The 24,312-nt window shown below is 66.6% G+C and carries 20 protein-coding genes and 2 tRNA genes; 13 read left to right on the top strand and 9 right to left on the bottom strand.

Annotated features, from left to right (window positions below; all coding sequences use genetic code 11):
- Positions 1 to 17 precede the first annotated feature (17 nt).
- The 4 genes from OG787_RS24800 to OG787_RS24785 all read right to left on the bottom strand — a co-directional run bounded on the left by OG787_RS24800 (position 18) and on the right by OG787_RS24785 (position 5,796).
- The gene (locus OG787_RS24800; RefSeq protein WP_405536423.1) at positions 18 to 620 is read right to left on the bottom strand and encodes a hypothetical protein; all 603 of its coding nucleotides are present in this window, start codon (positions 618 to 620) and stop codon (positions 18 to 20) included.
- 621 nt (positions 621 to 1,241) lie between these two features.
- Complete coding sequence (locus tag OG787_RS24795) at positions 1,242 to 2,393, bottom strand: hypothetical protein (RefSeq protein ID WP_405536422.1); 1,152 nt, start codon at positions 2,391 to 2,393, stop codon at positions 1,242 to 1,244.
- Positions 2,394 to 2,465: 72 nt separating this feature from the next.
- The gene (locus OG787_RS24790) at positions 2,466 to 4,052 is read right to left on the bottom strand and encodes an ATP-dependent nuclease (RefSeq protein ID WP_405536421.1); all 1,587 of its coding nucleotides are present in this window, start codon (positions 4,050 to 4,052) and stop codon (positions 2,466 to 2,468) included.
- A gap of 367 nt (positions 4,053 to 4,419) precedes the next feature.
- Complete coding sequence (locus tag OG787_RS24785; protein ID WP_405534056.1) at positions 4,420 to 5,796, bottom strand: IS1380 family transposase; 1,377 nt, start codon at positions 5,794 to 5,796, stop codon at positions 4,420 to 4,422.
- A gap of 318 nt (positions 5,797 to 6,114) precedes the next feature.
- Between OG787_RS24785 and OG787_RS24780 the strand changes: the two genes are divergently transcribed.
- On the top strand, positions 6,115 to 6,648 hold the full coding sequence (locus tag OG787_RS24780; protein WP_405536420.1) for an NUDIX hydrolase: 534 nt from the start codon (positions 6,115 to 6,117) through the stop codon (positions 6,646 to 6,648).
- On the opposite strand, the gene OG787_RS24775 is transcribed toward OG787_RS24780, so the two are convergent.
- Positions 6,626 to 7,966: a helix-turn-helix domain-containing protein gene (locus OG787_RS24775; RefSeq protein ID WP_405536419.1), complete on the bottom strand. Its 1,341-nt coding sequence runs from the start codon at positions 7,964 to 7,966 to the stop codon at positions 6,626 to 6,628. The two genes, OG787_RS24780 and OG787_RS24775, sit on opposite strands and share 23 nt — an antisense overlap.
- Positions 7,967 to 8,080: 114 nt before the next feature.
- Between OG787_RS24775 and OG787_RS24770 the strand changes: the two genes are divergently transcribed.
- The 3 genes from OG787_RS24770 to OG787_RS24760 all read left to right on the top strand — a co-directional run bounded on the left by OG787_RS24770 (position 8,081) and on the right by OG787_RS24760 (position 9,926).
- Positions 8,081 to 8,323, top strand: a complete 243-nt coding sequence (locus OG787_RS24770) for a hypothetical protein (protein ID WP_405536418.1) — start codon at positions 8,081 to 8,083, stop codon at positions 8,321 to 8,323.
- A 252-nt stretch (positions 8,324 to 8,575) separates the two neighbouring features.
- Positions 8,576 to 9,019 carry a glycine-rich domain-containing protein gene (locus OG787_RS24765; RefSeq protein ID WP_405536417.1) on the top strand — a complete coding sequence of 148 codons (444 nt, stop codon included), beginning with the start codon at positions 8,576 to 8,578 and terminating at the stop codon, positions 9,017 to 9,019.
- Positions 9,020 to 9,089: 70 nt separating this feature from the next.
- Positions 9,090 to 9,926 (top strand): protein kinase, encoded by an 837-nt coding sequence (locus OG787_RS24760; protein WP_405536416.1) that lies wholly within the window; start codon positions 9,090 to 9,092, stop codon positions 9,924 to 9,926.
- An 867-nt stretch (positions 9,927 to 10,793) separates the two neighbouring features.
- Here the strand turns inward: OG787_RS24760 and OG787_RS24755 are convergent.
- Positions 10,794 to 11,276, bottom strand: a complete 483-nt coding sequence (locus tag OG787_RS24755) for a GntR family transcriptional regulator (protein ID WP_405536415.1) — start codon at positions 11,274 to 11,276, stop codon at positions 10,794 to 10,796.
- Positions 11,277 to 11,447: 171 nt separating this feature from the next.
- On the opposite strand from OG787_RS24755, the gene OG787_RS24750 reads away from it, so the two are divergent.
- The 7 genes from OG787_RS24750 to xerC all read left to right on the top strand — a co-directional run bounded on the left by OG787_RS24750 (position 11,448) and on the right by xerC (position 17,187).
- Positions 11,448 to 11,798 (top strand): hypothetical protein, encoded by a 351-nt coding sequence (locus OG787_RS24750; RefSeq protein WP_006381100.1) that lies wholly within the window; start codon positions 11,448 to 11,450, stop codon positions 11,796 to 11,798.
- Positions 11,795 to 12,007, top strand: coding sequence for a hypothetical protein (locus tag OG787_RS24745; protein WP_329273879.1), 213 nt, complete (start codon positions 11,795 to 11,797; stop codon positions 12,005 to 12,007). Before OG787_RS24750 ends, OG787_RS24745 begins: the two co-directional genes overlap by 4 nt.
- Positions 12,004 to 13,410 (top strand): cell division protein FtsK, encoded by a 1,407-nt coding sequence (locus OG787_RS24740; RefSeq protein WP_405536414.1) that lies wholly within the window; start codon positions 12,004 to 12,006, stop codon positions 13,408 to 13,410. Before OG787_RS24745 ends, OG787_RS24740 begins: the two co-directional genes overlap by 4 nt.
- 58 nt (positions 13,411 to 13,468) lie before the next feature.
- A complete protein-coding gene (locus OG787_RS24735; RefSeq protein WP_405536413.1) occupies positions 13,469 to 14,167 on the top strand; it encodes a DUF2637 domain-containing protein in 699 nt (232 codons plus the stop codon).
- 151 nt (positions 14,168 to 14,318) lie between these two features.
- Positions 14,319 to 15,782, top strand: a complete 1,464-nt coding sequence (locus OG787_RS24730) for a replication initiator (protein WP_405536412.1) — start codon at positions 14,319 to 14,321, stop codon at positions 15,780 to 15,782.
- The gene (locus OG787_RS24725; RefSeq protein WP_405536411.1) at positions 15,779 to 15,961 is read left to right on the top strand and encodes a helix-turn-helix domain-containing protein; all 183 of its coding nucleotides are present in this window, start codon (positions 15,779 to 15,781) and stop codon (positions 15,959 to 15,961) included. Before OG787_RS24730 ends, OG787_RS24725 begins: the two co-directional genes overlap by 4 nt.
- Positions 15,961 to 17,187, top strand: a complete 1,227-nt coding sequence (gene xerC, locus OG787_RS24720) for a tyrosine recombinase XerC (RefSeq protein ID WP_405536410.1) — start codon at positions 15,961 to 15,963, stop codon at positions 17,185 to 17,187. The genes OG787_RS24725 and xerC overlap by 1 nt, the downstream gene beginning before the upstream one ends.
- A 63-nt stretch (positions 17,188 to 17,250) precedes the next feature.
- On the opposite strand, the gene OG787_RS24715 is transcribed toward xerC, so the two are convergent.
- The 3 genes from OG787_RS24715 to OG787_RS24705 form a co-directional block, all read right to left on the bottom strand.
- Positions 17,251 to 18,072 carry a hypothetical protein gene (locus tag OG787_RS24715; protein ID WP_405536409.1) on the bottom strand — a complete coding sequence of 274 codons (822 nt, stop codon included), beginning with the start codon at positions 18,070 to 18,072 and terminating at the stop codon, positions 17,251 to 17,253.
- 329 nt (positions 18,073 to 18,401) lie between these two features.
- Positions 18,402 to 18,474, bottom strand: a tRNA-Arg gene (locus tag OG787_RS24710).
- A gap of 196 nt (positions 18,475 to 18,670) precedes the next feature.
- Positions 18,671 to 18,761 (bottom strand) — tRNA-Ser (locus OG787_RS24705).
- A gap of 194 nt (positions 18,762 to 18,955) precedes the next feature.
- Here OG787_RS24705 and OG787_RS24700 point away from each other — a divergent pair.
- Together OG787_RS24700 and OG787_RS24695 are read left to right on the top strand one after the other, a co-directional pair.
- A complete protein-coding gene (locus tag OG787_RS24700) occupies positions 18,956 to 19,447 on the top strand; it encodes an SSI family serine proteinase inhibitor (protein ID WP_405536408.1) in 492 nt (163 codons plus the stop codon).
- A gap of 257 nt (positions 19,448 to 19,704) precedes the next feature.
- Positions 19,705 to 24,288 carry a PAS domain-containing protein gene (locus OG787_RS24695; protein WP_405536407.1) on the top strand — a complete coding sequence of 1,528 codons (4,584 nt, stop codon included), beginning with the start codon at positions 19,705 to 19,707 and terminating at the stop codon, positions 24,286 to 24,288.
- Positions 24,289 to 24,312 lie beyond the last annotated feature (24 nt).

The raw sequence follows: 24,312 nt of genomic DNA, 5'->3' as shown, positions 1-24,312 counted from the left end.
CACCGCTCACATGGGAGTTACGGCGTCAGGTCGGCGCAGACCGCGTAGACACTGAGCTGGTTGTTGCCGTTGATGCTGGCCTGCCACCCCGTGGGAGGCGTGGTGGGTGTGCCCCCCAGCGGCGAGCTGTCCCTGATGGCGCCGCCGCCGGTAGAGGACACTCCGCCGCCGGTGGCCACGTCTCCGAGACCGCAGGAAACATTCACCGACGTCGTTCCTCCCGAGGTTCCCGGGCTGCTGGCGGTGACGACGTACGAGCTGCCGAGCGTGCCCGCGGCACCCTGGTTGCCCTGGAAACCCTGCGGGCCCTGCTCACCTTGCTCGCCCTGCGGACCCTGCGGGCCCGGCCTACCCGGCCTACCCGGTCTGCCGGGCTTGCCCGGCTTGCCCTGCGGACCCCGCTCGCCCTTGGGGTGGGGGCGGTTGTTCCGGTCGTCGGCCGACGGGGCGCCGTCCGGGTACAGCGTCGCCTGACCCTGCGCGCCGGCCCTGCGGATCGCATCGGCGATGGCCGCCGAAGGCGCGCTGTTCGAACTCGGCTGAGCCGCGGCACCACCGGCGCCGGGCTTTTGCATCGCGTCGGCGGCGGCCGCCGTGCTCGGCACAATACTGAGCGCCACGGCGACCGCACCCACCGACACCATTCCCGCGGACTTCAGATGCGAAATTCGGCTCGTCCTACGGTTCACTGGAACCTTCCTATCGGTCAGGAGAGACAGGACAACGAGCACGCTTTCCGTGCACTTCTTTCCGCTGTCACGTCACCTCGGTCAGAGACGACGCCATTCTTCACACTCCATAAAGAATTACTAATAAGAAACTCGCACCACAACTTAGGTTCACCCGAGCAGCGTCACACCCGTGCGCCGCGTTCGTCCTGCCGATGACGACGACCGGCAGCACGAACGCCAGAGGGCCCCGTGGTGATCCACGGGGCCCTCTGGTCTGCTGTGCACTCGGCAGGATTCGAACCTGCAACCTTCTGATCCGTAGGATCGGGCAGGACACCAGGGGAAGGGACAACGGTCTCCGAGCTCCATCGCTCGGGTTGGCGATCATATGTGTCTGTGTGCCGTCGTTGCCGTCAGAGCTGCCGTCAACTCCGAGCAATGGGTCACCGCAGGACAGCTTCCAGGGGGATCTCGGTGAAGCTGACCCACCTGTCTTGGCGTGCACATTCACGCATTTCTTACGCGGCACCGCCACGGTTCGCCGCAAAGCTTCCGCTCGCGCATCGTTAATCAGCCACGCAGGATTGGCGATTGATATACGCCACATCGCACATTACTCGCCCCACCAACAGCACGTTCAAGGTGAGAGTAAATGTGCTGATCGAAAGGCACCCGCTCCTTTGGCACTCCTGTATATCCTCCCCAGGCACGAAGCTCATCATCGTTCGCATGGTGAACGCAATAGTTGAAGCGATCCCACAGTGGCGGATCGTTGAACAGGAACCAGAAGTACGGGAAGCTCTCACTGACACTCACTGTCAGCCTGCGGATCTCCTCCGTCCCTGCGCGACTGATGTATTTCTCAGGAGCACCCTCGATCAGCGTTGCAGCCTCATCCAACAAGCCAGCTACCGTATAGCAGACATAGAGCGATGCAAGCAATACTGCAACCTTCGAGTAAGGCTGCCTCATGCCGATTACGGTCCCACCGCTGTACACGTTGTTCTGATCATGCAAGTCACGAGCAGCGTTGTGCGTCGGGTGCAGGAACTTACCCAGAAATGTATAGTGAGCCTCAATTCTGGCAATTACGGCCGAATCAATGACGTCGTTCAACTCTAGACATTCAAGTAGGCCGTCATACGACAGATAAAACTTATAGTTCAGCGCAGCCTCATCGCGATGCCCCTTGAGAACTTTCTTTGTCTCAGGCTCATGCTCGTAATACTGAAAGTAATCCTCATCTTTAAGGCGCATCATCTCCGGTCGAAACTGTTGAAATTGAAAGTAATGGACAGGAATCATGAAGTCCGGATCGTCCTGGCTCTTGAGTCCTTCGAAGACGTACATGAGACGTCGACTGACACGAGGAGCCTTCCTCACCTCAAGACACTGCCCACCTCCCTTCGCCTGCAATTCCTCAACCTGATTCTGCACTTCCTTGAGGCGTTCTTTAAACTCCCGCTCATTCATGGAGGCCGAGAGATCCTGGATGCGGAAATATTTCCGACCACGACACATGAGAATGAACAGCAGGTAATGCTCAAGCAGCGAACGACTCAGCCCAATTGAATCAGCAACCTTCCCGTTCTCAATAAGGAGAAGGCAGCTGTCGGCGGTCTCCATGCGAAAGTTCAGAAAATCAAGAATGTCACCATAGGCACCATACTGAACTTCACCCACGGTGATCTTGCTCCCCCAAGCGCCGTACTCGTCAAGCATGGAGCGAGTAAACGTCCGCACGCGCGCGATTTCTCGGTCCAAAGCATTATCATTCCGCATAACGGACGCCTCTTATTCTTCCGACCCAAACAAGGTCTTGTCGATTTCTTGGAGCATTTCGATTACCTCTGCCGCAGACTCCTTAAATGCCGCTTTAGCTGCTTCGGGATTTTCATCGCACCACCTTCTGACGTCGCGCGTAAGACGCTTCTTCGCTTCACGTTTTTCGTCGTGCGACTTGGCCAAGACTTCGAAAACCTGTTCGAAGAAACGCGACGGATAGAAATGTTCGAAGTCTCCGTGCGTCCATGTGCGAAAGTGTCCGCCGGGCCATGTCTTGTAACTGCCTTGAAGGTTGCTAACTACTTCCTTCCCGGGATCATCTCCATCCACGATGACCCAAACACGACCCTTATACTGCGGCTCAAGATGAGCAAACAGAAACAGTCGCCGGAAGTCCTCAAAGGTCGGTACCACCTTCGTAACTCCACCTGCCGAAATTGTCCGCACCCGTGCAAGCCTTGGAACAAACCAGGGGACAAAGTATCGAATGACAAGCTCGGCGCTAGACTCCTCCAAGATGAGCCATCCGTCCCAGAGGTCGAAATCAGAAAGCTCATATCCCAAGCTACGCAGAACTTCAATGCGCGCCTCGGCCGTCCTCTCGATCTCTTGAATCTCTGAGGTGGGCGTCGTGTTCCGCTGATGGTTCATCGTCACCTCAAACACTTTGCAATCTACAGCCGCACCTAGGTAGCGCGTAACAATGTTCGAGTGCGTCGTTACAATGAACTGATTATTCTTGGATTTATCGACAATTACCCTGAGGAGAGTCTTCAAACTCTCGGGATGAATATCGTTTTCTGGCTCCTCGATCAAGAAAAGGTTTCCGTCCCCCATACATAGGTCGGCGATAAGACCTAGCATGCTGGATACGCCCTCACCCATTGACTCAATGGGAATATGGTCGAAGCGTCCAACCGGGATTCCTGCCTGCTGACCACCAGCCGAAGCATAGGAACTGATCCGGAATCCGAGCACATTATTGCAGAGAGCCTCGTACTCTTGCGCACCTTCGTAATCAGGGTTTGCCAATCTAGTTACCTTGGCAACAAGATTCCTCAGATCATTCTCAATCGCCAGGGTGCGCGTCAGGTCAACAATGCGCTCAAAATGCGCGACTTTACGCTTAGAGAAGTAGGTGTAAATAAAATTACTGGGCTCGCTCGAACGGATAGCGCGCACGCCAGAATTGCCGGTTTTCCGTCCGAGGCTACCATCACTCATAGCTACGGAACTTCCGAACGTGATCCTTCTATCCTCATTCAAAGAGAGACCATTGTGCATATCATCCGTACGCTGGAATGAAAAATTAAGTTTGGCATTTTCCGCATCAGGCGCTGATACTCCAAAATGCCGTTCAAGCGCGTCCCCCAAACAATCGCCAGAGAACTCAAATTTCACCGAAGCGGCATCTGTGCCAATTCTGACATGCTCAGGATTTGGATGCCCGTTCTCCTGCATCGTGTGGATAGATCGCAGGATGACGGATTTTCCACTGTTGTTACGTCCCACCAAAACATTAATACCGGCAAGTTCGAGCTCACCGGTATCTGCAAAGCTCTTAAAATTCTGGACCCGCAGCTTGGAAATTCTCATGCCCTGCACTTCCCCTCCGCCAACCACGGATCGCTCTTCAACTCAACGTCGGCATCATAGAATGTACCTGGATGCAGTTCGATTGAAAGCCATTAATCACATCACGCTGAAGATCTTTAGCCGAGCCGGTCACAGGACGCATTGACGGCTTTGGTGGGCCGCGCGATGTCGGAAGGCTGAGGCATACCGGTCGCTGTGAGCTAACCTCGATCTTTCTTGATGGGCCGTCGACGAAGTCGGCGGCCCATTTCGTTGTCGATGGCCGAGACCGGGCAGGCCGGGGGCCCGGGTGTCGTCTCGGGTGGACGCCGGTTTCCACTGTTCCGGGTGAGGGTGATGCTGCTCGTAGGGGTGGGAAAGCTGCTGGTCAGCCGGGGTTCGGCAAGAGTGCGAGCCGTTCGAGGGCGTCTGTGATCTCGCGGGTCCAGGGCCAGTGGCGGGCAAGGCGGAGGAGGCGGCGCCGGCCGGTGATGACGAGCTGGCCGGCCGCGGAGAACAGGCGGAACCGCAAGCGACGCGGTTCCCAAAGTCTCGCCTGGCCGGTCAGGGCGAGCATGGGCATCCAGGCCAGCAGATCGAGCGCCATCTGGACGGTCTCCAGCCAGACCTGATTCTGCGCGGTGTCGTGCAGGGGAAGGTTGCGGAGCCCGGTGGCCCGGGCGGCTCGGATCCGGTCCTCCGCGCGAGCCCGCAACCGGTGACGGAGCTCGAGTTCGGCGATCGGCCGGTCGGCGGTGTTGGTGGCGAAGCACGTGAGACGCATGCCGTCCGCATCCGTGATCCGCAACTGGGCTCCGGGGTGGGGACGTTCCTTGCGGACGAGCAACCGAATGCCCTGCGGCCAGCCGTCGAGCAGGTCTCCGGTGAGTTCGGCGACCCAGGCCCCGTCACGAACCTCGCCGTCCGGCTCGACCGCGGGCGTCCAGGCCGATGCGGGGATCTGAAGAACGTGCTGGTGGATGGCCTCGGTGATCACCATGCCGACCGAGTAGGACAGCCAACGCCCGCGCTGGGCGAGCCAGGCCACGAACTCATGGGTGCCGCCCGCAGAATCACAGCGGATCAGCGTCCGCCGTCCTTGCCGGTACTTTTTGGGCAGTTGAGCGAGGGCCAGGCGGGCGGCTGCGATGTGGTCGACGGCCGTGTTCGAGCCCGCGTTCCCGGGTCTCAGCAGGGCGGCGACGGGTTCACCGGTCCCTCCCGGACCGTGGTCGACGAACCCCATGAGCGGGTGATGACCGTAGGACTTCTTCCAGGTCGGGGCCGCGTCCTGCTTGTCCGAGTGCGCGACGACCAGGACCCCGTCCAGGTCCACGGTCACCTGTCCGCCGGTGTCCGGAGCCCGGTTGCCGGCCAACTCCCAGACGCGTCGGCGGACTTCGGAACGTGCGGCGCGGATGGCGGTCAGCGCCTTCTCGCCCGAGGCGGCAAGGGTGTCGATCAGCCGGGAGACCGTAGGGTCGGAGGCGACCGGCCCGAACACGGCAGGCTCGGACCGCAGCAGGGTGATATCGGCGAGGCAGTCCCCGCCCAGCGCGACCGCCAGTGCGAGGTCCACGAGTATCTTGCCGGGGTCGTGGACGGCCCGCGGCTTCCGCCACAAGGTCAGGGCTGCGGATAAGGCCTGGTCAAGACCGGTCTTGCGGACAGTTTCGATCAGCAGGACCGAACCGGCCTGCGAGACCACGGCCCGGCCGTCCTCCCGGATACGGACACGGGGGTAGGACCCGATAGGCTTCTTCACCTGGAAAGTGCCTTTGGTTTCAGCGGGAACAAGGACCTAGACAATCCTCATTCTTGCTGGTCAGAGGCACTTTCTGCTTGCCTGACCGCCTATCGGACAGCCCGCTTCATGAAAGCGCGAGGCTAACGGTAGAGGGGCGGGATTGACGTGTGCTGATCCAGTTCGCAACGCAGCCGCTGCTGGCGGCGGCTGCGTACAGGTGGCACCTGGCCGACCCATCGGAGGGTTTTCGTCACTCTGACATGAATCTTCATCGATCCTGCATGGCAGGCTGTGTTGGTCTGAGATCCTGGAGTCCGATCGAGAGGGGCCGAAGGCATGGAGTGGAAGACCCACGGCGAGCGACAGATCTACACGAACAAGTGGGTGAATCTGTGTCTGGTCGACGTCCAGCAGCCTGACGGGCGCAGGTGGGAGTACCACGTCGTTCGCCTCCGGCACCTGGCCGTGGCCGCCGTCGTCAACGACCGCCAAGAGGTGCTGATGATGTGGCGGCACCGCTTCATCACCGACTCGTGGGCCTGGGAGTTGCCCATGGGCCTGGTCGAGGAGGGCGAGTCCCCGGAGGAGGCGGCGGCCCGTGAAGTCCTGGAGGAGACGGGCTGGCGCCCCGGTCCCATCAAGCCCCTGATCTACGCTGAGCCGGCCAACGGGATCACCGACTCGCAGCACCACGTCTTCCGTGCGGACGGCGCGACTTACGACGGTCCGCCCACCGAGAAGAACGAGTCCGACCGCATCGAGTGGATCCCCCTCAGCGAGGTTCGCGGGATGATCGACCGCCGCGAGATCGTGAGCAGCGGATCCCTCGTCGGCCTCCTCTACGTGCTCATGGACGAAGCGATCCGCTGACCGGTGGGAGGAGTTCCCGTAGCCGTGCCTCGAAGGCCAGGGCTACGGGCTCCCGCCTGTGCGGGGCCAACTGCTCGTAGAACTCCCGGAGATGGCCCGACACCCGCTCGGAAGACACCGCCGAAGCGGGTTCCAGAGCTTGCGTGGCCGTGTGGCACGCCTGGGCAAGCTTCCCTTGGTCCAACTGCGTACGAGCCAGCCAGAACGCGTGAAACGCGCGGCCACGTTGGTTGGTGCTGTTCTCCCGCCGCAGAGCATCCGCGATCAAGGGCTCAGCGGTCGCGGCCTCCCCGAGTCGGCCGTGAGCGATGCCGGTGTCCACTATGAGCTTCAGCTCGTCGAAGTAGGTCACCCAAGACGGGTCAGGGTCATTCGCCTGGATCTGCTCGAAGTGGCGGTGCGCTTCCCCGATCGCCCGGTGAGTGGAGTCCCGGTCGCCGAGGGTGGCATGGGCGAAGGCCTCGCGCATGGACAGCATCGACATGACGCGCGGCGTGGTGCCGAGAGCTGGGCGGGCCTGGTCCTGAGCTGCGGTCACGAGTGCCAGAGAGTCCCCCGGCCTGTCCTGGTACGTGGCCTGCAAGCTCATACAGGCCAGGACGTTGGCCATGAACTGACGATCGTCGATCTCCTTGGCCAGTTGCAGGGCCTCGGTGAAGTACGCGCGGGCCTGGTTGTACTGGCGGGCGTCAAAGTAGGTCCAGCCGGTGAGCCGTGCCAACTCGGCCGCGATTCCGTACAAGCCGTTCTGGATGGACGGCGGTCGGCTCTCCTTCAACAGGCCCACGACATGCCGGAGCTGACCGACGATGGCCGGCCTCAGAGCCTCGCCGCCGTGCTGGTCGTCCCGTCGCCAGTAGTCCTCAATGGAGGATCGGAACGCTTCAAGTGTGGCTGTGCTGAGGCTCGTTCGTGTGGCCAGAGCCAGGATGCTGTCTACGTCCGGCCCCGGCAGAGACGCGGGGTTCTGCTGTTCTGGCTCCGACGCTTGCGGTGCCTCGCGCTCGGTGACCACGAGAGCCTGGGGCGTCTCCCAGCCACGACGGGCAAGCCCGAGCATGTGCCCTGGGATGCGCAAACCGTCCGCGATGCGTTCGACGACGTCCATGTGCAGCAACTGGCGCTGCCCGGCGATCACTTCACCGACTCGGCTCGGGGTCAGCTCGCATCGCCTGGCGATCATCGACGGGTAGATGCCTGCCCTGGTCTTGACCAGCCGGAAGACTCTGCCGAAGTCCCGTACCCGGCATGCGTTGATCATCTCGGGATCGGTGAGGAGCCTGGCAGGCAGTTCCTGCGGTCGGTCGGCGTCGGGCATCGGGCAAGCTCCCACACTGCGAGGGCTACGCAACGTCGCTGATTCTCTACTTGTCGCGATGTTACCCAAGTTGGGTAATCAGCCTGACCTTTTGGCGGGGGTACCCGGTTCGCGATGCTCGTGTGCATGGCGAGCAATCAGCAGACCAGACCAGGCATCGGTGAACTGGCCAAGGACAGCGTCAGGGACCGTATCGGCGTCGTCATGGGTGAGTGCGGGGGCCGTGTGCAGATGCGGCCGATCCGTGGCGGCCTGGAGTGGGATGCCATTCCGGACGACGTAGTGGCGCTCAGCGCGCGGGAAGAACTGAGCGCACGTCTGACCATCAAGAACGGCAACAGTCTGGGTGGGCTGTGATGCGCGCCATCGGCCGGTACGCGGGCCTCCTCTTCATCACCTGCATCAGCGGTTCGTGCGGCCTGGTGATCGGCGCGGCTCTCGGTATCAGCCAGTAGACCGGCCGCCCCGGGCGTGTGCCAGTTCCCCGGCTCCCCCACTCCCCGTTCGTGGCCGGCCTCCAAGCCTGCCCCTGATCGTCTGCTAGAGCCCAGCTCGGCGATCAGGGCGGCATTCACGTGTCACGCACCACCTCACACCGGGAGATTGCACATGACGGCAACGGCGAACGATCAGCGGACCGGTCGCGCGGTGGCTGGTGAGGAATTGTTCGAGAGCCTCGCCCGCTTCGTGGTCATCCACAACGAACAGTCGGCCGAGCGCGCGGAGCGGATCGCGGACCAGGCGATTGCGTTCCTGGTCACGGCGGCCACCGCCACCGTTCCCATGGTCCCGTCCGATGACGTGGACCTCGGCCTCCACGCGCTCATCCTGCACACGAAGGAGTACGCCGCGCTGTGCGAGCGATACGCGGGCCGCTTCCTGCACCACAACCCGAAGCCGGGTGGAGGCGCTCGTGACCCGGAGATGGTCGCCGCCTCGGCACGCGCCATGAAGGCGGCCGGGTTCATGGTCTTCGACGACCTGTGGACCGTGAACGGCGTGAATCTCGCGCAGTGCGATTCGGACTGCGGCCGACCGTACGGTCAGGCCTAGCACACGACAACAGCGACGCGGTCGGCCCGAACTCGTGGCCGGCCGCGCTCGCCTGGAAGGAGAAGAAACGTTGCCCGGCTCAACCCCTGAACTGCCGATCGTGGTGCTCGACGCACTCATGCCCACGACTCAGCGCATGGTCATCAACCGTCGGGGCTCCACGGTCTGGGAGGTGGAGAGCCACCGGGGCCACTACGCCGTGAAGCTCGGCCGTCCGATCGAGGCTACGGCCGACTGGCCCGCCCAGCCCTGGACTGCGCTCGCGCCCGCGCGCGAGGGTGCCGTTCTGCTTCGCCTCGGCGTCGAGGGGATCGCGTACGGCGAATGGGAGCACGGCACATGGAACTTCCAGCCGTGGCACGAGGGGCCGGACCTGTACCGGCTGTGGGAGCGCTGCCGCAGGAAAGACTCATCCATCACACCGGACACCGGCGAGGCGCTGGAATGCGTCCAGGCACTGGCCGAACTCCACGCCAAAGGCTGGGCACATGGTGATGTGCAGCCCGCCCACTTCATCATCGGGCCGGAACGAACACACCTCATCGACCTCGCCCTTGCCCACGGCGGTCATGTGCCCGAGGGGCACGACTTCCCGTTCCGCGGCTGCCTCGTCCACTACGAAGCACCGGAGATCGCGCGCAGCGTCCTCGACACCGGGGAAGCCGAGCCGACACAGGCAGCCGACGTCTACGCGCTCGGGGCCTCGCTGCTCATCTCCGCCACGGGTTGGCGGGCGGTCGAGTACCCGGACGACGCTCCGCGACCTGTGCAGCGAGAGGCAGTGGCCAACGGTCGACGTCGGCCCGTGAAAGTGCCCGGTGAGCTGGGCGAATTGGTCGACGCGATGCTCAGTCATGCACCGGGGGATCGGCCCGCCCTCTCCGAGGTGATCAAAGCCCTGACCTGATCCCGAAAGCCCGGCCCGTCTCGCGTCAGGAGTGCGCGGACGCCGACAACAAAAGACCGGACCACCCCTCAGCCTGGACAGCATTCCGGGTGGTCCGGTCGTGGAAGCCCTGATCAGGACCCCGGTGCCGATGGTACCGGGGTGGTCGGCGTGCTCGGATTCGGGTGCGGCGACAACCCCCGTCAGCTGTTGTTGAGTTGGAGAGGACGGCGGTTGAAGACGGTCATTGGAAGCACAGTTCTGACCTGTACCACCGAAAGTCAGCCACAGCGGCGAGTGCGCCGAACGGGCACCCGTCACGTATGTCTCCAGCAACCCCGTACCGGCATCAGCCACGTTTCCCAGTTCCGAAACGACGGCCACCCGGACGGCGGGGTCGTTCGGAACCGGGCTCGGCCTGCTCCTTTTCGTCGTCCTGGTGCTCGGGCTGGGCAAGTTGCTTCCTGGCCTGGCTGTCTGCCTTGGCGGTGCTGCGCGCTGAGTGGCCGGGGGCCGCCGCAGCGGTGGCGGAGACAGGGAGCGGCGGCGGCCCGTGGCCGCCAGCGCGCGCGGCACGCCGTAGGCGGGCCGCCTTGATCCAGTAAAGAAACTCTGAACAGCACGCTGGGCAGCGGTCCATCAACCTGGGAGAGGCGCGGATGCCGTGGGCATGCCCCGACGGTTCGAGCAAGTGCGGCACGGAACGACGGCACGGCAGCAAGCGGAGAGCGATGACCGAGCACATACCGGACAACGAAATGGGGTCGACCAGCATTCAGGTCGGGGACACGGATCAAGTAGTCGCGTTGATCGAGGAGATGCGGGCCATGGTCGTTCGCCTCAGCAGGGAAACCAGGGAGTTGCGGGAGGAAGTGGCCCAGCTCAGGACTACGGCTTCGGTTGCTGAGCTGCCTTCAACTCCTCGACCTCACGGCGCAGTTCCTGATGATCAGCGCTGAGGGCACGGATTTCGTCGCGTAGCGCTGTGAGCATTTCGGTGAGGGTGGTCCCGGCGGCTTCAGTGTCGTCGGGCCTTCCCGCTCCTGGCTCTGCCTGGCCTGGCTTCTCGCCCTTCTTCGACAAGTACCAAGCTGGCGCGGTGTAGTTCGCAGAGAACTCACCCCCACCGTCATGGTCTGCGACGAAGCTTCCTCGACCATGGATCGTGTAGATCAGGCCCTCGTCCCGCAGCACGTTGAGCGCAGACCTCATGGTCATGTTGGCCACACCGAAGCGTTCCTGTAGCTCGCGGATGGCCGGCATCTGCTCGCCCGGCTTGATCCGTCCCTGCAAGATGTCGCGCCGAAGCTCGTCGGCAGCGTGCTGATACGGCGGCCGGCGGTCCTGCTGGCTGTCTGGCGCGGGGCTCATGGCCCAAGAGTAGCGATTCTTAGCACCCCTAGCACACCCCACTGACATAGGTGGCCTATGTCAGTTGGTAGCTAGCTCACCCGATTCACTTGACTCTGCTAGGTCTGCTATGTTCAATGGAGAGCACGCCCCACCGCCCCGGTGGAGCGCAACCGAGAGGAATCAACTTCCATGGCACGCATCCGTGTTGGCCTGCTCCCCACCTCTTCGTTCATGGTCGGCACCCTGCCGGTGCCGAAGTACGCGGACCAGGAGAAGACGCAGTTCGCCACCGACCGTGAGACCGGCGCGAAGCTCTACACGATCACCCTCTTCTTCATGGAGGAGGACCGTGCCGAGGCTCTGAAGATCACCGTTCCGGAAACCGGTCTGCCCAACGGGCTCCGGCCGGGTGTCCCGGTCATGCCGGTGGAGCTGTTCGCCACTCCGTGGGCGCGCATCTTCAACGGCTCGCTCTCGGACGGCATCGCCTACCGCGCGGGCCGACTGGACCTGGTGGCCCCGGCCGCTGAGGCGGCGTGAGCGGCACCGCCTTCCGGTCCGGCGCTGAGCGCAGCTACCCGCTGCCTCACGCCGTGCCGGGTGCCCAGTTCACCGAATCACTCGTGACCTCGGTGGCGGCCCTGCTCGTCGCCTACGGCTTCCCCCGCCTCGACGCATCGGCGGATCGGGCGGCCCTCGAATCGGCCCTCACGGCCTTCCTCTACAACCCGCTGGAGAGTCACAGATGAAGGATCCGAACGCCCCGACGCAAGGGATCTTCGGTCAAGTCCCGCTCGTCGTCGCCCTGGCGCTCGCCATGCTCGCCGGATGGGCGGCCTGGTGGATAGTCCGCTACGTTCGCGCCGATGCCATGACCCGGCAGTCCATACGGCAGGCCATACGCGTGCGGTGGGGCTGGAAGCGGCTCGCACCGATGCTCAAGTTGTCGGCCACGGACAAGACCCCGACCGCGCTGGCGTCACTGGCGAACACGAACGGCAAGCCCATCAAGCCGCGCGTCCTCATCCCCGCCCTGAAGGTGAAGCACGACGCGTACGGCGTGATCGCGCGGGCACAGTGCCTGCCCGGCGTCGGTCTCCAGCAATTCCAGAAGGCCGGCCCACACCTCGCAGACGCCTGGCGCTGCACACGGGTCGCGGTCACCCAGGACAAGCCCGGGCAGGTCCTCATCAGGGGTGTGCGACTGGACCCACTGAAGTTCCCCACCGAGCACCACCCCACGGGTGAGCCTCCGGAGGAGACAGCCCAGTGGGATCTGGGCCTCGACGAGTACGCGCAACCCGTGTCCGTGAACCTCACCCAGGTACCCGGCGTGACCGTGGCCGGCCTCCCCGGCTTCGGCAAGACCAGCCTGATCAACCGGCTGCTCGCCGACTGGGCGCCCTCGCCCGCAGTCCAGTTCGCCTGCGCGGACGGCAAGGTGTCGGCTGCGTACGAAGGTGACTACGCGGACTGGGTGCAGCGCATGTTCGCCTTCGTGGGCGATGACCTGGAAGAGGCCAACAAGCTGTTCCGGCAACTCGTGGAACTGCGCCGCGCCCGGTCGGCATCGGTGCGCCAGGTACTCGGGGTGAAGTCCATGTGGGACATCGGTCCTTCCGAGAGCTGGCCCCTGGTCGTGCTGATCATCGACGAAGCGCACACCTACTTCCGCGACCACAAGGGAAGCGACCAACAGACAAAGAAGCTGGCCGCGCTCGCCGCCGAGAACGCCCGGCTCGTGGAAGACCTGGTGAAGAAGGGTCGGTCCGTGGGACTGCTCGTCATCCTCACCACTCAGAAGTCCACGGGCGACGCGATACCCACCTTCATCCGCGACGTGTGCCCCGTGGGCCTGAGCTTCGCCCAGAAGACCGCTGAAGCCGCCGTGGCCGCTCTCGGTGACGAGATCCGCGAATGGCCGGACGCCAACCCCATCAACCTCCAGGACCCCACCTACGTCGGCGTCGCGTCGATGAACCACCAGTCGCAACCCGGCTTCACCCGCATTCGTACGCCCTACGTACCCGACGCGGAAGCGGCTCGCATCGCCGAAGAGACGGCGAACCTCACCATCGACCCATCGACCCTGCTGGCAGCTTTTATCGGCCCTCGCACGACGGACGTGGATCTGACGAAGCTCGACGCCTGAGCAGGTCGCCCCACCGCCTCGCACGTTCCCGACACCTCAGGAGAGGGGGTGAAAACTCATGACAGAAGACCGGATCACCCAGCGCACGATCACCGCCGTCATGATCGTCATTGCCGCGCTGGCGTTCGTCTTCTCCTTCGGCAACGTCTGGTCCCTCGCACTCCGCCTCGGCGTCCCCGGCCCGATCGCACCGCTGATCGCTCCGATGGTGGACCTCTCCGTGGTCGGCCTTCTGGTCGCCCTGCGCTATCTCTCCCTGCGCGGGCTGCCCGCCGAACAGATGACGGCCGCCAACCGACTCATGCACTTCTCCGGACTGCTGACCCTGGCCCTCAACGTCGCAGAACCGATCGTCGCCGGACACTACGGCCGCGCCGCCGTCGACGCGGTGGCCCCGCTGCTCCTCCTCGGCTGGGGTGCTGTTGGCCCTCAGCTCCTGCGCGCCTTCCACACCGTTGCGCACCCCGCCATACCGGCTGCCCTGCCGGACGAGATCGAGTCGGAGCCTGCGACAACTTCTGAAGTGCCCCGCCCTGCGGTGCCTCTCACCGTTCCGGCCCCGGCCCCGATCGCTCCTCACGTGGCCCCGGCTCCTGCCTCGCCTGCGGTCAAGGTGCCTGAGCCGCTGCTGACCGAAGCACGCTCCATCGCCACGTCCCACCACACCGAGCACGGCGAACCGATCACGGCGGCCCAGCTCAAGACGCGACTCGGGATCGGCCTGCCCATGGCCACCGCGCTTCACGCCGCTCTGTAGCACCACCCCCTTCCGCCGGCTGCTCCGCCACTTCCCACCACCGCCCGCCCCTGGGCCCGCCTTGCCATGCCTGCGGGCAGCAGCCCGAGCGCACTGAATCGCTGCTGCCCGCAGGGCTCACCCTCGTGCCAGAAGGGACACCCCGCCACCCATGCGCCGCCCCCTCGACCTGCGCCACGTCATCAGCCCCGGTCTGCGGGACCTGGTCGAACTGGCCAACACCGACAACTTCGACCGAGTCACCGAACAGGTCCGCGACCTGCGGGGCTGCACCAGCCCGGTCAACCTGCACGGCTGGACGATCACCACCGACCAGACCACCAAGCAAGTGGTCCGCTCCTACCACTCCGAAGACGAGCCCTCCGGCCGCCTCCTCACCACCTGCGGCAACCGCCGAGCCTCCCGCTGCCCCGCCTGCTCCCGCCTCTACGCCGCCGACACCTACCACCTGATCAAAGCCGGATTGTCCGGCGGCAAGAACGTCGCCGAAACCGTCCGCGACCACCCCCGCGCCTTCGTCACCCTCACCGCCCCGTCCTTTGGCCCCGTCCACAACCGCCCCACGACCAGCGCGGGCAAGCCACGCCCCTGCTCCTGCGGCGAAAGCCACACCCAGGACGCTCCCGAACTCGGCACCCCACTACGCCCGGCACGCTACGACTACAGCGGCGCCGTGCTGTGGAACGCCCACGCTGGGGCCCTGTGGGCGCGCTTCACCACCTACCTGCGCCGCGCCCTCGCCGAGCACCTCGGCATGACACAGAAGGCACTCAACGCAGCCCTCCGCGTCTCCTTCGCCAAAGTCGCCGAGTACCAACAGCGGGGCCTGGTCCACTTCCACGCGGTCGTCCGATTCGACGGTCCCGACGGCCACACCACCGCGCCCCCGGCCTGGGCCACCTTCGACGCCCTCCACGTGGCCGTCGGCCTGGCGGTCGAACGTGCCCGGCTCATCGTCGAATCGGACGCGGTCGGCGAACGGGTCATCCGGTGGGGCGACCGCTTCAAGGTGGATCAGATCTCGGCCCTGGGGGACGGCGAACTCACGGACGCCAAGGTCGCCGGTTACGTCGCCAAGTACGCCACCAAGAACGCCGAGGGCGCGGGCGCGGTGGACCGCACTCTCGTATGCCGTCCCTGCGCCGGACGCGGCTACGTACGCGGCCCCGACGGCTTCCGCGACCTGTGCGAGGACTGCGACGGCACCGGCCAAGCCGAACCCCTCACCAACCTCGCCGTCCAGCAGCACGCCCGGCAGATGATCCGCACCGCCTGGGCACTCGGCCACCTCCCCGAGTTCGCCCACCTCAAGCTCTGGAAGTGGGCCCACATGCTCGGCTTCCGCGGCCACTTCTCCAGCAAGTCCCGCGCCTACTCGACCACCCTCGGCGCACTCCGCGACGTACGCCGTGCCTGGCGCACGGCTCAGGCCGAAGCTGCCCGTGTCCGGGCCGGCCTTCCGGTCGACGACGAGAACACCACCCTCGTCACCGCCTCCTCGTGGACCTACCTCAGCAGCGGCTACCGCCCCGGCGAAGAACTCCTCGCCGCCCAGGTCCGCCATGACAGAGCCCACACCGAACGCCTCAAGCAAGAAGGACTGCTGCCTGCATGACGACGGCCGTGCTCACCGTGGACCAGGTCGCCGAGCGTCTCGGCATCAGCCGCTTGAAGGTCCACGACCTGATCCGCTCCCGCGAACTCGCCTCCTTCAAGATCGGCCGCTGCCGACGCATCAGCGAAGCCGCCGTGGACGCCTACGTATCCCTCCGCACCGAACAGGAAGCCGCCTGATGGCCAAGCCGAAGAAGAACGCCAACAACGAGGGCACCATCTACCAGCGCAAGGACGGCCGTTGGGAGGGCAGCGCGTACGTCCTCACGACGGATGGCACGTACAAGCGGCGCAGCGTCTACGGCAAGACCTGGGACGAAGCACACGAGAAGCTGACCAAGCTCAAGGCTGACTCCCTGAGCGGTCTCCCGATAGCCACCAGCAAGATGACGCTGAGCGAGTACCTGGCGTACTGGCTGGCGAACGTCGCCAAGGGCAAGGTCCGCCGGACGACCTACGTCAACTACGAGTCCCTCGTCCGGAACTACGTCACCTCGGAGTTCGGCAAGAAGAAACTGACGCGGCTGACCGCCCGAGACATCCGCGCCTTTCTCACCAAGACGGCGGCCACCTGCCAGTGCTGCGCCCAGGGCAAGGACAAGAACCGCCCGGAGCACAAGCGGCGCTGCTGCGCCCTCGGCAAGTGCTGCAAGAAACTCCCGTCAGATCGGACCGTCCGCTTCCTGCTCGTGATCCTGCGCGCCGCCATTCAGCACGCCGTACGTGAGGACGAACTGCCGCGCAACGTGGCCCGGAACGTGGAGCTGAGCATGGGGACGAAGCGCGAGATCGAACCGCTCACGGCCAAGGAGGGGCGGCAGCTCCTGATGGCGGCCCGTGACAACCGGCTGTGGGCCGCGTACGAGCTGGCGGTCCGCATCGGCCTGCGGCGCGGTGAGCTGCTGGGCCTGCGCTGGTCGGACCTGGATCTCTACGAAGGAGTGCTAACCGTCCGACAGGCGCTCCAACGGGTCGGCGGCGAACTGCTGATCGTCGCACCGAAGACCCAGCGCTCGGCCCGCCGCGTGGCCCTGCCTGCCGAGTGTGTGACTGCACTTCGTGCTCAGCGTGCCCAGCAGATCGCCGACAAGAAGGCAGCGGGGGACAACTGGAAGGAGACTGGACACGGTCTCGTATTCACCACGAAGAACGGGACACCGATCGAGCCGCGCAACATGAACCGCTCCTTCGAAGCGCTGAGCGTCCGCGCCGGCGTCCGCAAGGTCCGCCTGCACGACCTGCGCCACACCTGCGCGTCACTCCTCCACGAACAGGGCGCGGACGCCCGCATGATCATGGAAGTGCTCGGCCACAGCTCGATCCGCGTGACCATGGACATCTACACCTTCGTACGGCTCGACTCACAACGATCGGCCTTCGATCGCGTCGGGGACGTCCTGAGGTAACCGAAGTTCTCACTCCGCCTGTGGGGCCCGCGCCGAAGCAGAATTGGTGCGGGCCCTTGAGACCTACCGGCAGCCGCCGGGGGGACACGGGTTGTAACAGCCACCCGGCGGGCACCCGCCCTGGTCCCCCGGGTAATAGTCATCCTCGCCGCTATCGCTCCCTCCGCTGCTGCTGTTGTCGTCTTCAGACAAGCCAGCATCTGGGGCAACATCGGGCGCAACATAGAGCGGATCGTTCGTGGGTTCCTTGTAAAGCCCCTTCGATGACGGGCACCCGTCGCCGTTCTCTACGGCATGAAGGGTGACGTGTGGCTTGTCTTCCAGGGACGCCCCAGCCTTGACGCTCTGGAAGCACACCTTCCAATTCGCGTAGCTACCGGATTCGTTGTCCGCGTCGTAAGCGGCCTCATCCGCGTAAGCAGCCTCGATCTCAACCCGGCCAGCGTCGCCCTCAAGCCTCTCCACTGCCTCGGCGTACGTGACGCCAATCACCTTCGGCATCTTGGGCCAAGGAACGCGCTGACCATCCTTCTTCGGGCAGGGCGCCCCGTGCGGCACTGCGGCGAAGTCGACCTTGGTCAAGGTCGCCTTCTCGAAGCACACCGTCCAGTCGGCGCCCGGAGTCTCGTCCTGGTCACTGGCATCGTGCACGACAACGCTCAGCCCGGTCTGCTTCATTCGCTCTAGGGCTCCGTCGACGCTCTTCCCGATCTGGCTTCCAGCCGGGCTCGGAGTGGCCGTGACCGTGGCCGTGACCGTCACCTTCGGCGCCGTTGTCGGCGTGCCGTCATCGCAGTCATCACATGATCCCAGCAGCAGAAGAAGGAGCAGCACCGCAGCCAAGACGGCCACAGCACTGAAACATACCTTTTCACGCTTATTCATAGCCAAAACAGTGATACCCCCTGGTTGCGCACACACGTTCATCGGGAGACCCGCCCAGGGCGCAGGACCGCTGTCCATCGGGCGGTGTTCCCGCCCAGACGACTGCGCGAGCCCGTCGTCTTCAGAGCGGTCAGTGGATGATGATCCACGCGTATCGGGTTGTATCGGAACAGGGGAGTTGATGGCAACAGATGGGACGAATGACGTCCGTCTGAGCGCATGCCCCACCGCTACCTGATACGCCCACCGACGCGGTTGCCGTCAATCACTGCCGTCAAGACAAAAACCAGAGGCCCCGTGGATTCCTCCACGGGGCCTCTGGTCTGCTGTGCACTCGGCAGGATTCGAACCTGCAACCTTCTGATCCGTAGTCAGATGCTCTATCCGTTAAGCTACGAGTGCTTGTGTGTTCTGTTGTGTTTGCTCTTCCTTGCGGGCTTTTCGGCCCGGTCGGCGTTGCGGGAACAACATTACATGACTGGCGGCGTGAGGTGAAATCCGTTAGCCGCACCCTGCCTGACCTGCGAAAACGGCCCGGAACGGGCCCGGGAACCGCCGAAGCCCCGGTCAGTCGTGACCAGGGCTTCGGGATCAGGTGCGGAGGCGGAGGGATTTGAACCCTCGATGGGATGTAAGTCCCAAACCGCATTAGCAGTGCGGCGCCATAGACCGGACTAGGCGACGCCTCCAGCACAACCTCCCGCGCGAGCGCGAGTGGTGCGTGCAGATGATGACACAGACGAGCGCGGTGTCACCAATCGCCTCCCACGGTACTAGGCAGGCGGGGCGCAGGGCAAAGCCGTTGTGCGTGCCCCACCCGCTGCCCGGCGGCGCACCGACACGACCCGCGCAACATCCTCCCGCGTCACGCGTTAGTCAGGTCATGTTCAAGGTCATCCCGCTCCACCGCGTCCTCTTCGCCACCACCGCCGGCGTCTCCCTCGCCGCCGCCTCCTTCTCCGCCTCGCCCACCGCCGCACACGCCGACGCCGCACCCCAGACCCGCCCGCTCCCCCCCTTCGCACCCCACATCCCCACAGCGGCGCGCGCCGCCGACCACCTCACCGTCACCGTCCGCGCCACCGGCGGACGCGCTGACGGGCGGTTCGAGTTGGAGTGTCATCCCGGGGGCGGGAGTCACCCCGACGTCGAGGGGGCCTGCGGGTCGCTCGACCGGGGCGCGAGGTGGGGAAAGGATCCGTTCGCCCCCGTACCCCCCGACAGCATCTGCACGATGATGTACGGCGGGCCGGCGACCGCCCATGTGACCGGGACCTGGGCCGGGCGTCCCGTCGACGCCACGTTCGACCGCAGCAACGGATGCCAGACCGCCCGCTGGGACCGGCTCGTACCGCTGCTCCCCGATCTTCGATAGGGCATTCGACAACCCGCCCGGGGCTCGGCGGAGCCCACCGCGCGCCCTCACACCGCAGTCACAGGCACTCCGTACCGCATAAGTGGTGTGAAGTGCACCGTCACCGGGTCTCTGTCACTTCGTCGTGCGACCTCCCTCTCATCCGGCGTCGCGAGCGCAACCACTGCCCTTAGACTCCCTCGCGTGACACGTTGCGGGCCGGTTGGCAAGATGGCGCCCGCGGTCGGCAAGGTGCGGTAACAGGGAGGAAGCGTCTCGTGAGCAGCAGGCCATCCCGAGGCGCTGCTCGCCTCGCAGCCATACTCGACGCGCTGCCCGATGCGTTGGTGCTGGTCAACGCCAATGGGACCGTCGTCAACGCCAATACGATCGCCCTCGCGGCCTTCGAGGCACCGGGCACCGCCCTCGTCGGGCGCGGGCTGCTCGATCTGCTGCCGCAGTTCGACTCACGGCTGATCCCCGGCACCATGCGACGCCCCGATTCCATGGACCCGCACGGCCAGACCAAGCCGACCCGGATGATCGCCCGGCGGACGGACGGGAGCGAGTTCCCCGTCGAGGTCACCAGTGCGAATCTCGAGAACGGCCAGCAGGCGTACGACAGCTACGGCTACGCCAATGACGAGCTGCTCATGCTCGTCGTACGCGATCTGTCCGGCACCGTCGACACCGAGGCCGAACTCGCGCGTTCGCAACGTCAGACCGAGATGATCCTGCGCGCGGCGGCGGAGGGCGTTGTCGGGACCGACACCGAGGGGCGGGTCGTCCTCGTCAATCCGGCCGCCGCTCAGATACTCGGTTACCGGGCCAGCGACCTCGGCGGGCGCGAGCTGCACACCCTGATCCTGCACTCGCGCGCCGACGGCGAGCCCTTCCCGTACGGCGAGTCTCCCCTCGCCGACACCCTGCGGTCCGGACGCAAGCACCGGGTGCGCGGGCAGGTGCTGTGGTCCAAGAGCGGGGACAAGGTCGCCGTCGACCTGACGACCGCGCCCGTCCGGGACGGCGACCAGCTCGTCGGCGCCGTGATGACCTTCACCGACCGGCGTCCGTACGACTCCCTCGCCGAGGAGAAGGACGCCGCCGACAAGCTGCACGCGGAGGAACTGGAGCGGGCCGCCGAGGAGCACGCCTCCGAACTCACCGCCCTGCGCCAGCAGCACGTCACCGAGATCGAGCAGCTGCGCGAGGAGCACGAGGAGGAACTCGCCGCAGGCGAGGACCGGTACGCGGCGCTCGCGGAGCGCGAGAAAGACCGGTACGAGGCGCTGGCCGGACGCCAGGAGCAGCTGCTCGTGCTGCTCGGGCGTTCGCTGCGCGGGCCCCTCGACGAACTGCGCCGCGAACTGGCCGCCCTCGCCGCCGACGACGCCGGTCAGCTGTGGCCCGAGGCCAACCAGGTGCTGCACCATCTGTCGGCCGGTTACTCGCGCATCACGACATTGGTCGACAACGTCCTCTCCTACCAGCGCCTCGACACGGGCACCGACTCCGTCACCCGTACGAAGGTGATGCTCGACGCGGTCGTCGCCGCCGGTGTCGACGGTGCCGTCGAACTGATCGGGCCGGGACGCGTCCAGTTCGCCGTGCACGCGCCGCCCATCGAGGCCGAGGTCGACCCGCAGCGCCTCGCCACGGCCCTCGCGCATCTCGTCGCGGACGTCGCCGGCGTCGACGCGACCGGCAACTCGCCCGCCTCGGCGGGCGGGTACATGGACAACACCGTTGTTGTCGCTGCCGCGCAGCGCGGTGAGGTCGTACGGATCGAGGTGCGCGGGCCGTACACCGGGGGAGACCCGGTGCACGAGCCGATCGTGCGCGGGATCGTGCGCGCCCACGGCGGGGTGCTCCAGACGCACGAGGTGCCGGGTATGAGCGGCAGTGCGTACGTCCTTGAGGTGCCTCTCGGGGGTGGGGCGGGCGCGGTGGTGGCCGAGGCCGCGGATCCGGGCGTCGGCGCCGAACTCGCCGTGCCCGGGCAGGCCGAGGGCGACAGCAGCAACGGGAACAACAACAGTGGTGTCAGCGGGCGGCGGCGGGCCCGGCGGTCCTCCGTGGACGCCTTCCTTGAGGGTGACGGTCCGGAGAGCGCGCCCGAAGGGGAGGCCGACGCCGAGTCCGGTGACTCAGGGGTCTCCGGGGTCTCCGGGGTCTCCGGGGTCTCCGCCGTCTCCGGGAACGAGGCGGTCGCGCCCACCGGGCGGCGCCGGAGGCGTGCGGCCGAGGAGGCCGCCGCCGCGTCCTCGGGTCCCGCTGCCCAGGCCCAGCCCTCGGGCGACGGGGACGGCGGGACCGGGCGTCGGCGTGGCCGGCCCAGCCCTGTCGAGGGCGCGGGCGTGAGTGAGCAGGACAGTGTCTCCGAGGGCGCCGTCGTCATGGCGGGCGAGCACGGCGCGGGCACCGCTGCCGTGGGCACCGGCCTGGGCGGGACGGTGCCGCCGCAGGGCGTACCGGGCGCTCCGGCTCGGCGGGCCGGGGGCGAGCAGCACGCGTTGCCGCCCGCCCTGCCCGCCGCTCCCGCGCAGGGCACCGACGAGAGCGCGGGCGGGCAGCCCACCGGGCGTCGGCGCCGGGCCCTGGCGGCGGCCGCTGAGCGCGGTGCCGCCCAGGAGGCGGGCCCCCGTCCGGTGTTCGCCCTGCCCCCGGCCGAGGCCGACCGGACGGACCAGGCCGCACCCGAGGCGCCCGCCGGGCCGGTCGGCGACCGCTTCGACGACGGTGGCCGTCATGACGGGCTCACCCACGACCCCGACGACGACCACACCCCGCCCCAGCCGCACCCGACGTCCACCCCGACCGGCCGCCGCCGGGCCCGCCCGACCCCGGACCAGCCGGGGACCGTACCGCCGGGCGGGATTCCCGGGCAGGGGACGCCCGTACCGGCTCCCGTACCGGCAACGGCCGCCCAGGCCGCCGCCGTCGGCCCGGAGCAGGGCGGCGTACCGGGCCAGGGGCAGTCCATGCCCGGCCAGCCGCCCTTCCCTGGACAGCAGATGCCCGGGCAGCCCGTGCCGGGGCAGGCCGTCCCCGCCGCAGAGGTCGCGCAGGCCGTGTCAGGACAGGCGGTGCCCGCACAGGGGCTTCCCGCGCAAGGACTCCCCGCGCAGGCGCTCCCCGGCCAGCCTGCCCTCGGCCAGCAGCCGGTCGCACAAGCCGCCCCGAGCCAGCCCCTCCCCAACCAACCCCTTCCCGGTCAGCCCGTCCCCGCGCAGGGCGTCCAGGGCCAGCAGGTTCCCCAACAGGCCCCGCAGCAGGCCGCCCAGGCCGTTGCCCAGCAGGTCCCGGCGCAGGGTACGGCGCCCCAGCCCGCCCTCGCCCAGGGGCAGGCCCCCGGTCAGGCGATCCCGGCCCAGGCCGTCGCCCCCGCCGGCCAGCCGCAGCCCCAGCCCTGGCCCGCGGCCGACGACGAAACCCCGGACGCCGGCACCGCCGTACCGCCGAACACGGCCGCCGCTCCTGCTCCCGCGCCTCAGGCGGCAGCCGCCCCGCTTCCTCCGGAGCGTGCCGTGCAGCCCCGGCCGCCCGGGCAGGCGCTGCCCGCCGAGGCCGCCGCCGCGCCGGTCGACCCGAACTCGACGCAGGGGCGGGCGTTCAGTGTGCGGACGCTCGGGCAGGGGGTCGCGTTCAGCCGGGCGGCGGCGCAGCTGCAAACGCCCGGCCAGCCGCAGCCCGCCACGCCCCCGCACGGCACCAACGGCTCGAACGGCTCCGGTCGCCGCCGCAAGCTCGGTACCCGCCCCGAGCCCGCCGCCGGCCAGCCGGAGACGACGGCCCGGCAGCACCCGCAGAGCAACCAGTCCACCCCGGCCACACCTCCGGCCGCACAGGCCGCCCCCGCCGCACCGGCTCCGGCCCAGCCCTCCCTGGCCGGCCAGGCGTCCCTCGCCGGGCAAGTACCGGCCGCCCAGGTGCCGTCGCCCACCCAGCCCTCGCTCGCCGGGCAGACGCAGCTCGCCCCGGGCAATCCACGGCTGCCCGGGTTCACCGACGGGGCCGGGCGCTCGTACGCCATAGGGGCACCGGACGAGAACGCCGCCGAGGGGCCCGAGCCGCTCGACGGGCCCGGCGGAGCCGTCGAGGTCTCCGACCAGCCGCAGCCCCGCCCGATGGACGACGAGCTGCCGCCGGAGCCGCTGGACAACCCGCGCCGGCTGCTGGTGTGGCCCGCGCCGGACGTCACCACGCAGCAGGCGCTCAGCGACCGTGGGTACCGGCCCGTCATCGTGCACTCGCGCGAGGAGGTCAACGCGCAGATCGCGGCCTTCCCGGCGGCGCTGTTCGTCGATCCGCTGACCGGGCCGATCACCCGGACCGCCCTCCAGTCGCTGCGCCAGGCCGCCGTGGCCGCCGAGGTTCCGGTGCTGGTCACGGCGGGACTCGGGCAGGCGACACGCGAGGCGGCGTACGGCGCCGACCCGGCCGTACTCCTGAAGGCGCTCGCCCCGCGTGACAGTGAGCAGCATCCGCCTCGGGTGTTGCTGATCGAGGAGCACGCGGAGATCGCGCTCGCGCTGACGGCGACGCTGGAGCGGCGCGGGATGCAGGTCGCGCGGGCCGCGAGCGATGCGGACGCGGTCACGCTGGCCTCGCAGCTGCGGCCGAACCTGGTGGTCATGGACCTGCTTCAGGTGCGGCGCCGCAGGGCCGGGATCGTCGACTGGCTGCGAGCGAACGGGCAGTTGAACCGCACCCCGCTGGTCGTCTACACGGCCGCCGTCGACCAGGCCGACCTGCCGAGGCTCGCCTCGGGTGAGACGGTGCTGTTCCTCGCCGAACGGTCCACGAGCACCGAGGTGCAGGGCCGGATCGTCGATCTGCTCGCCCGTATCGGCACCAACTAGCACATACCACTCACATACTTGGGG

This window comes from Streptomyces sp. NBC_00075 (genome assembly GCF_045041225.1).
GTDB classification, from domain to species: domain Bacteria; phylum Actinomycetota; class Actinomycetes; order Streptomycetales; family Streptomycetaceae; genus Streptomyces; species Streptomyces adonidis.
The sequence above is the reverse complement of the archived record's forward strand: the minus strand, read 5'-3'. Positions and strand labels throughout refer to the sequence as shown.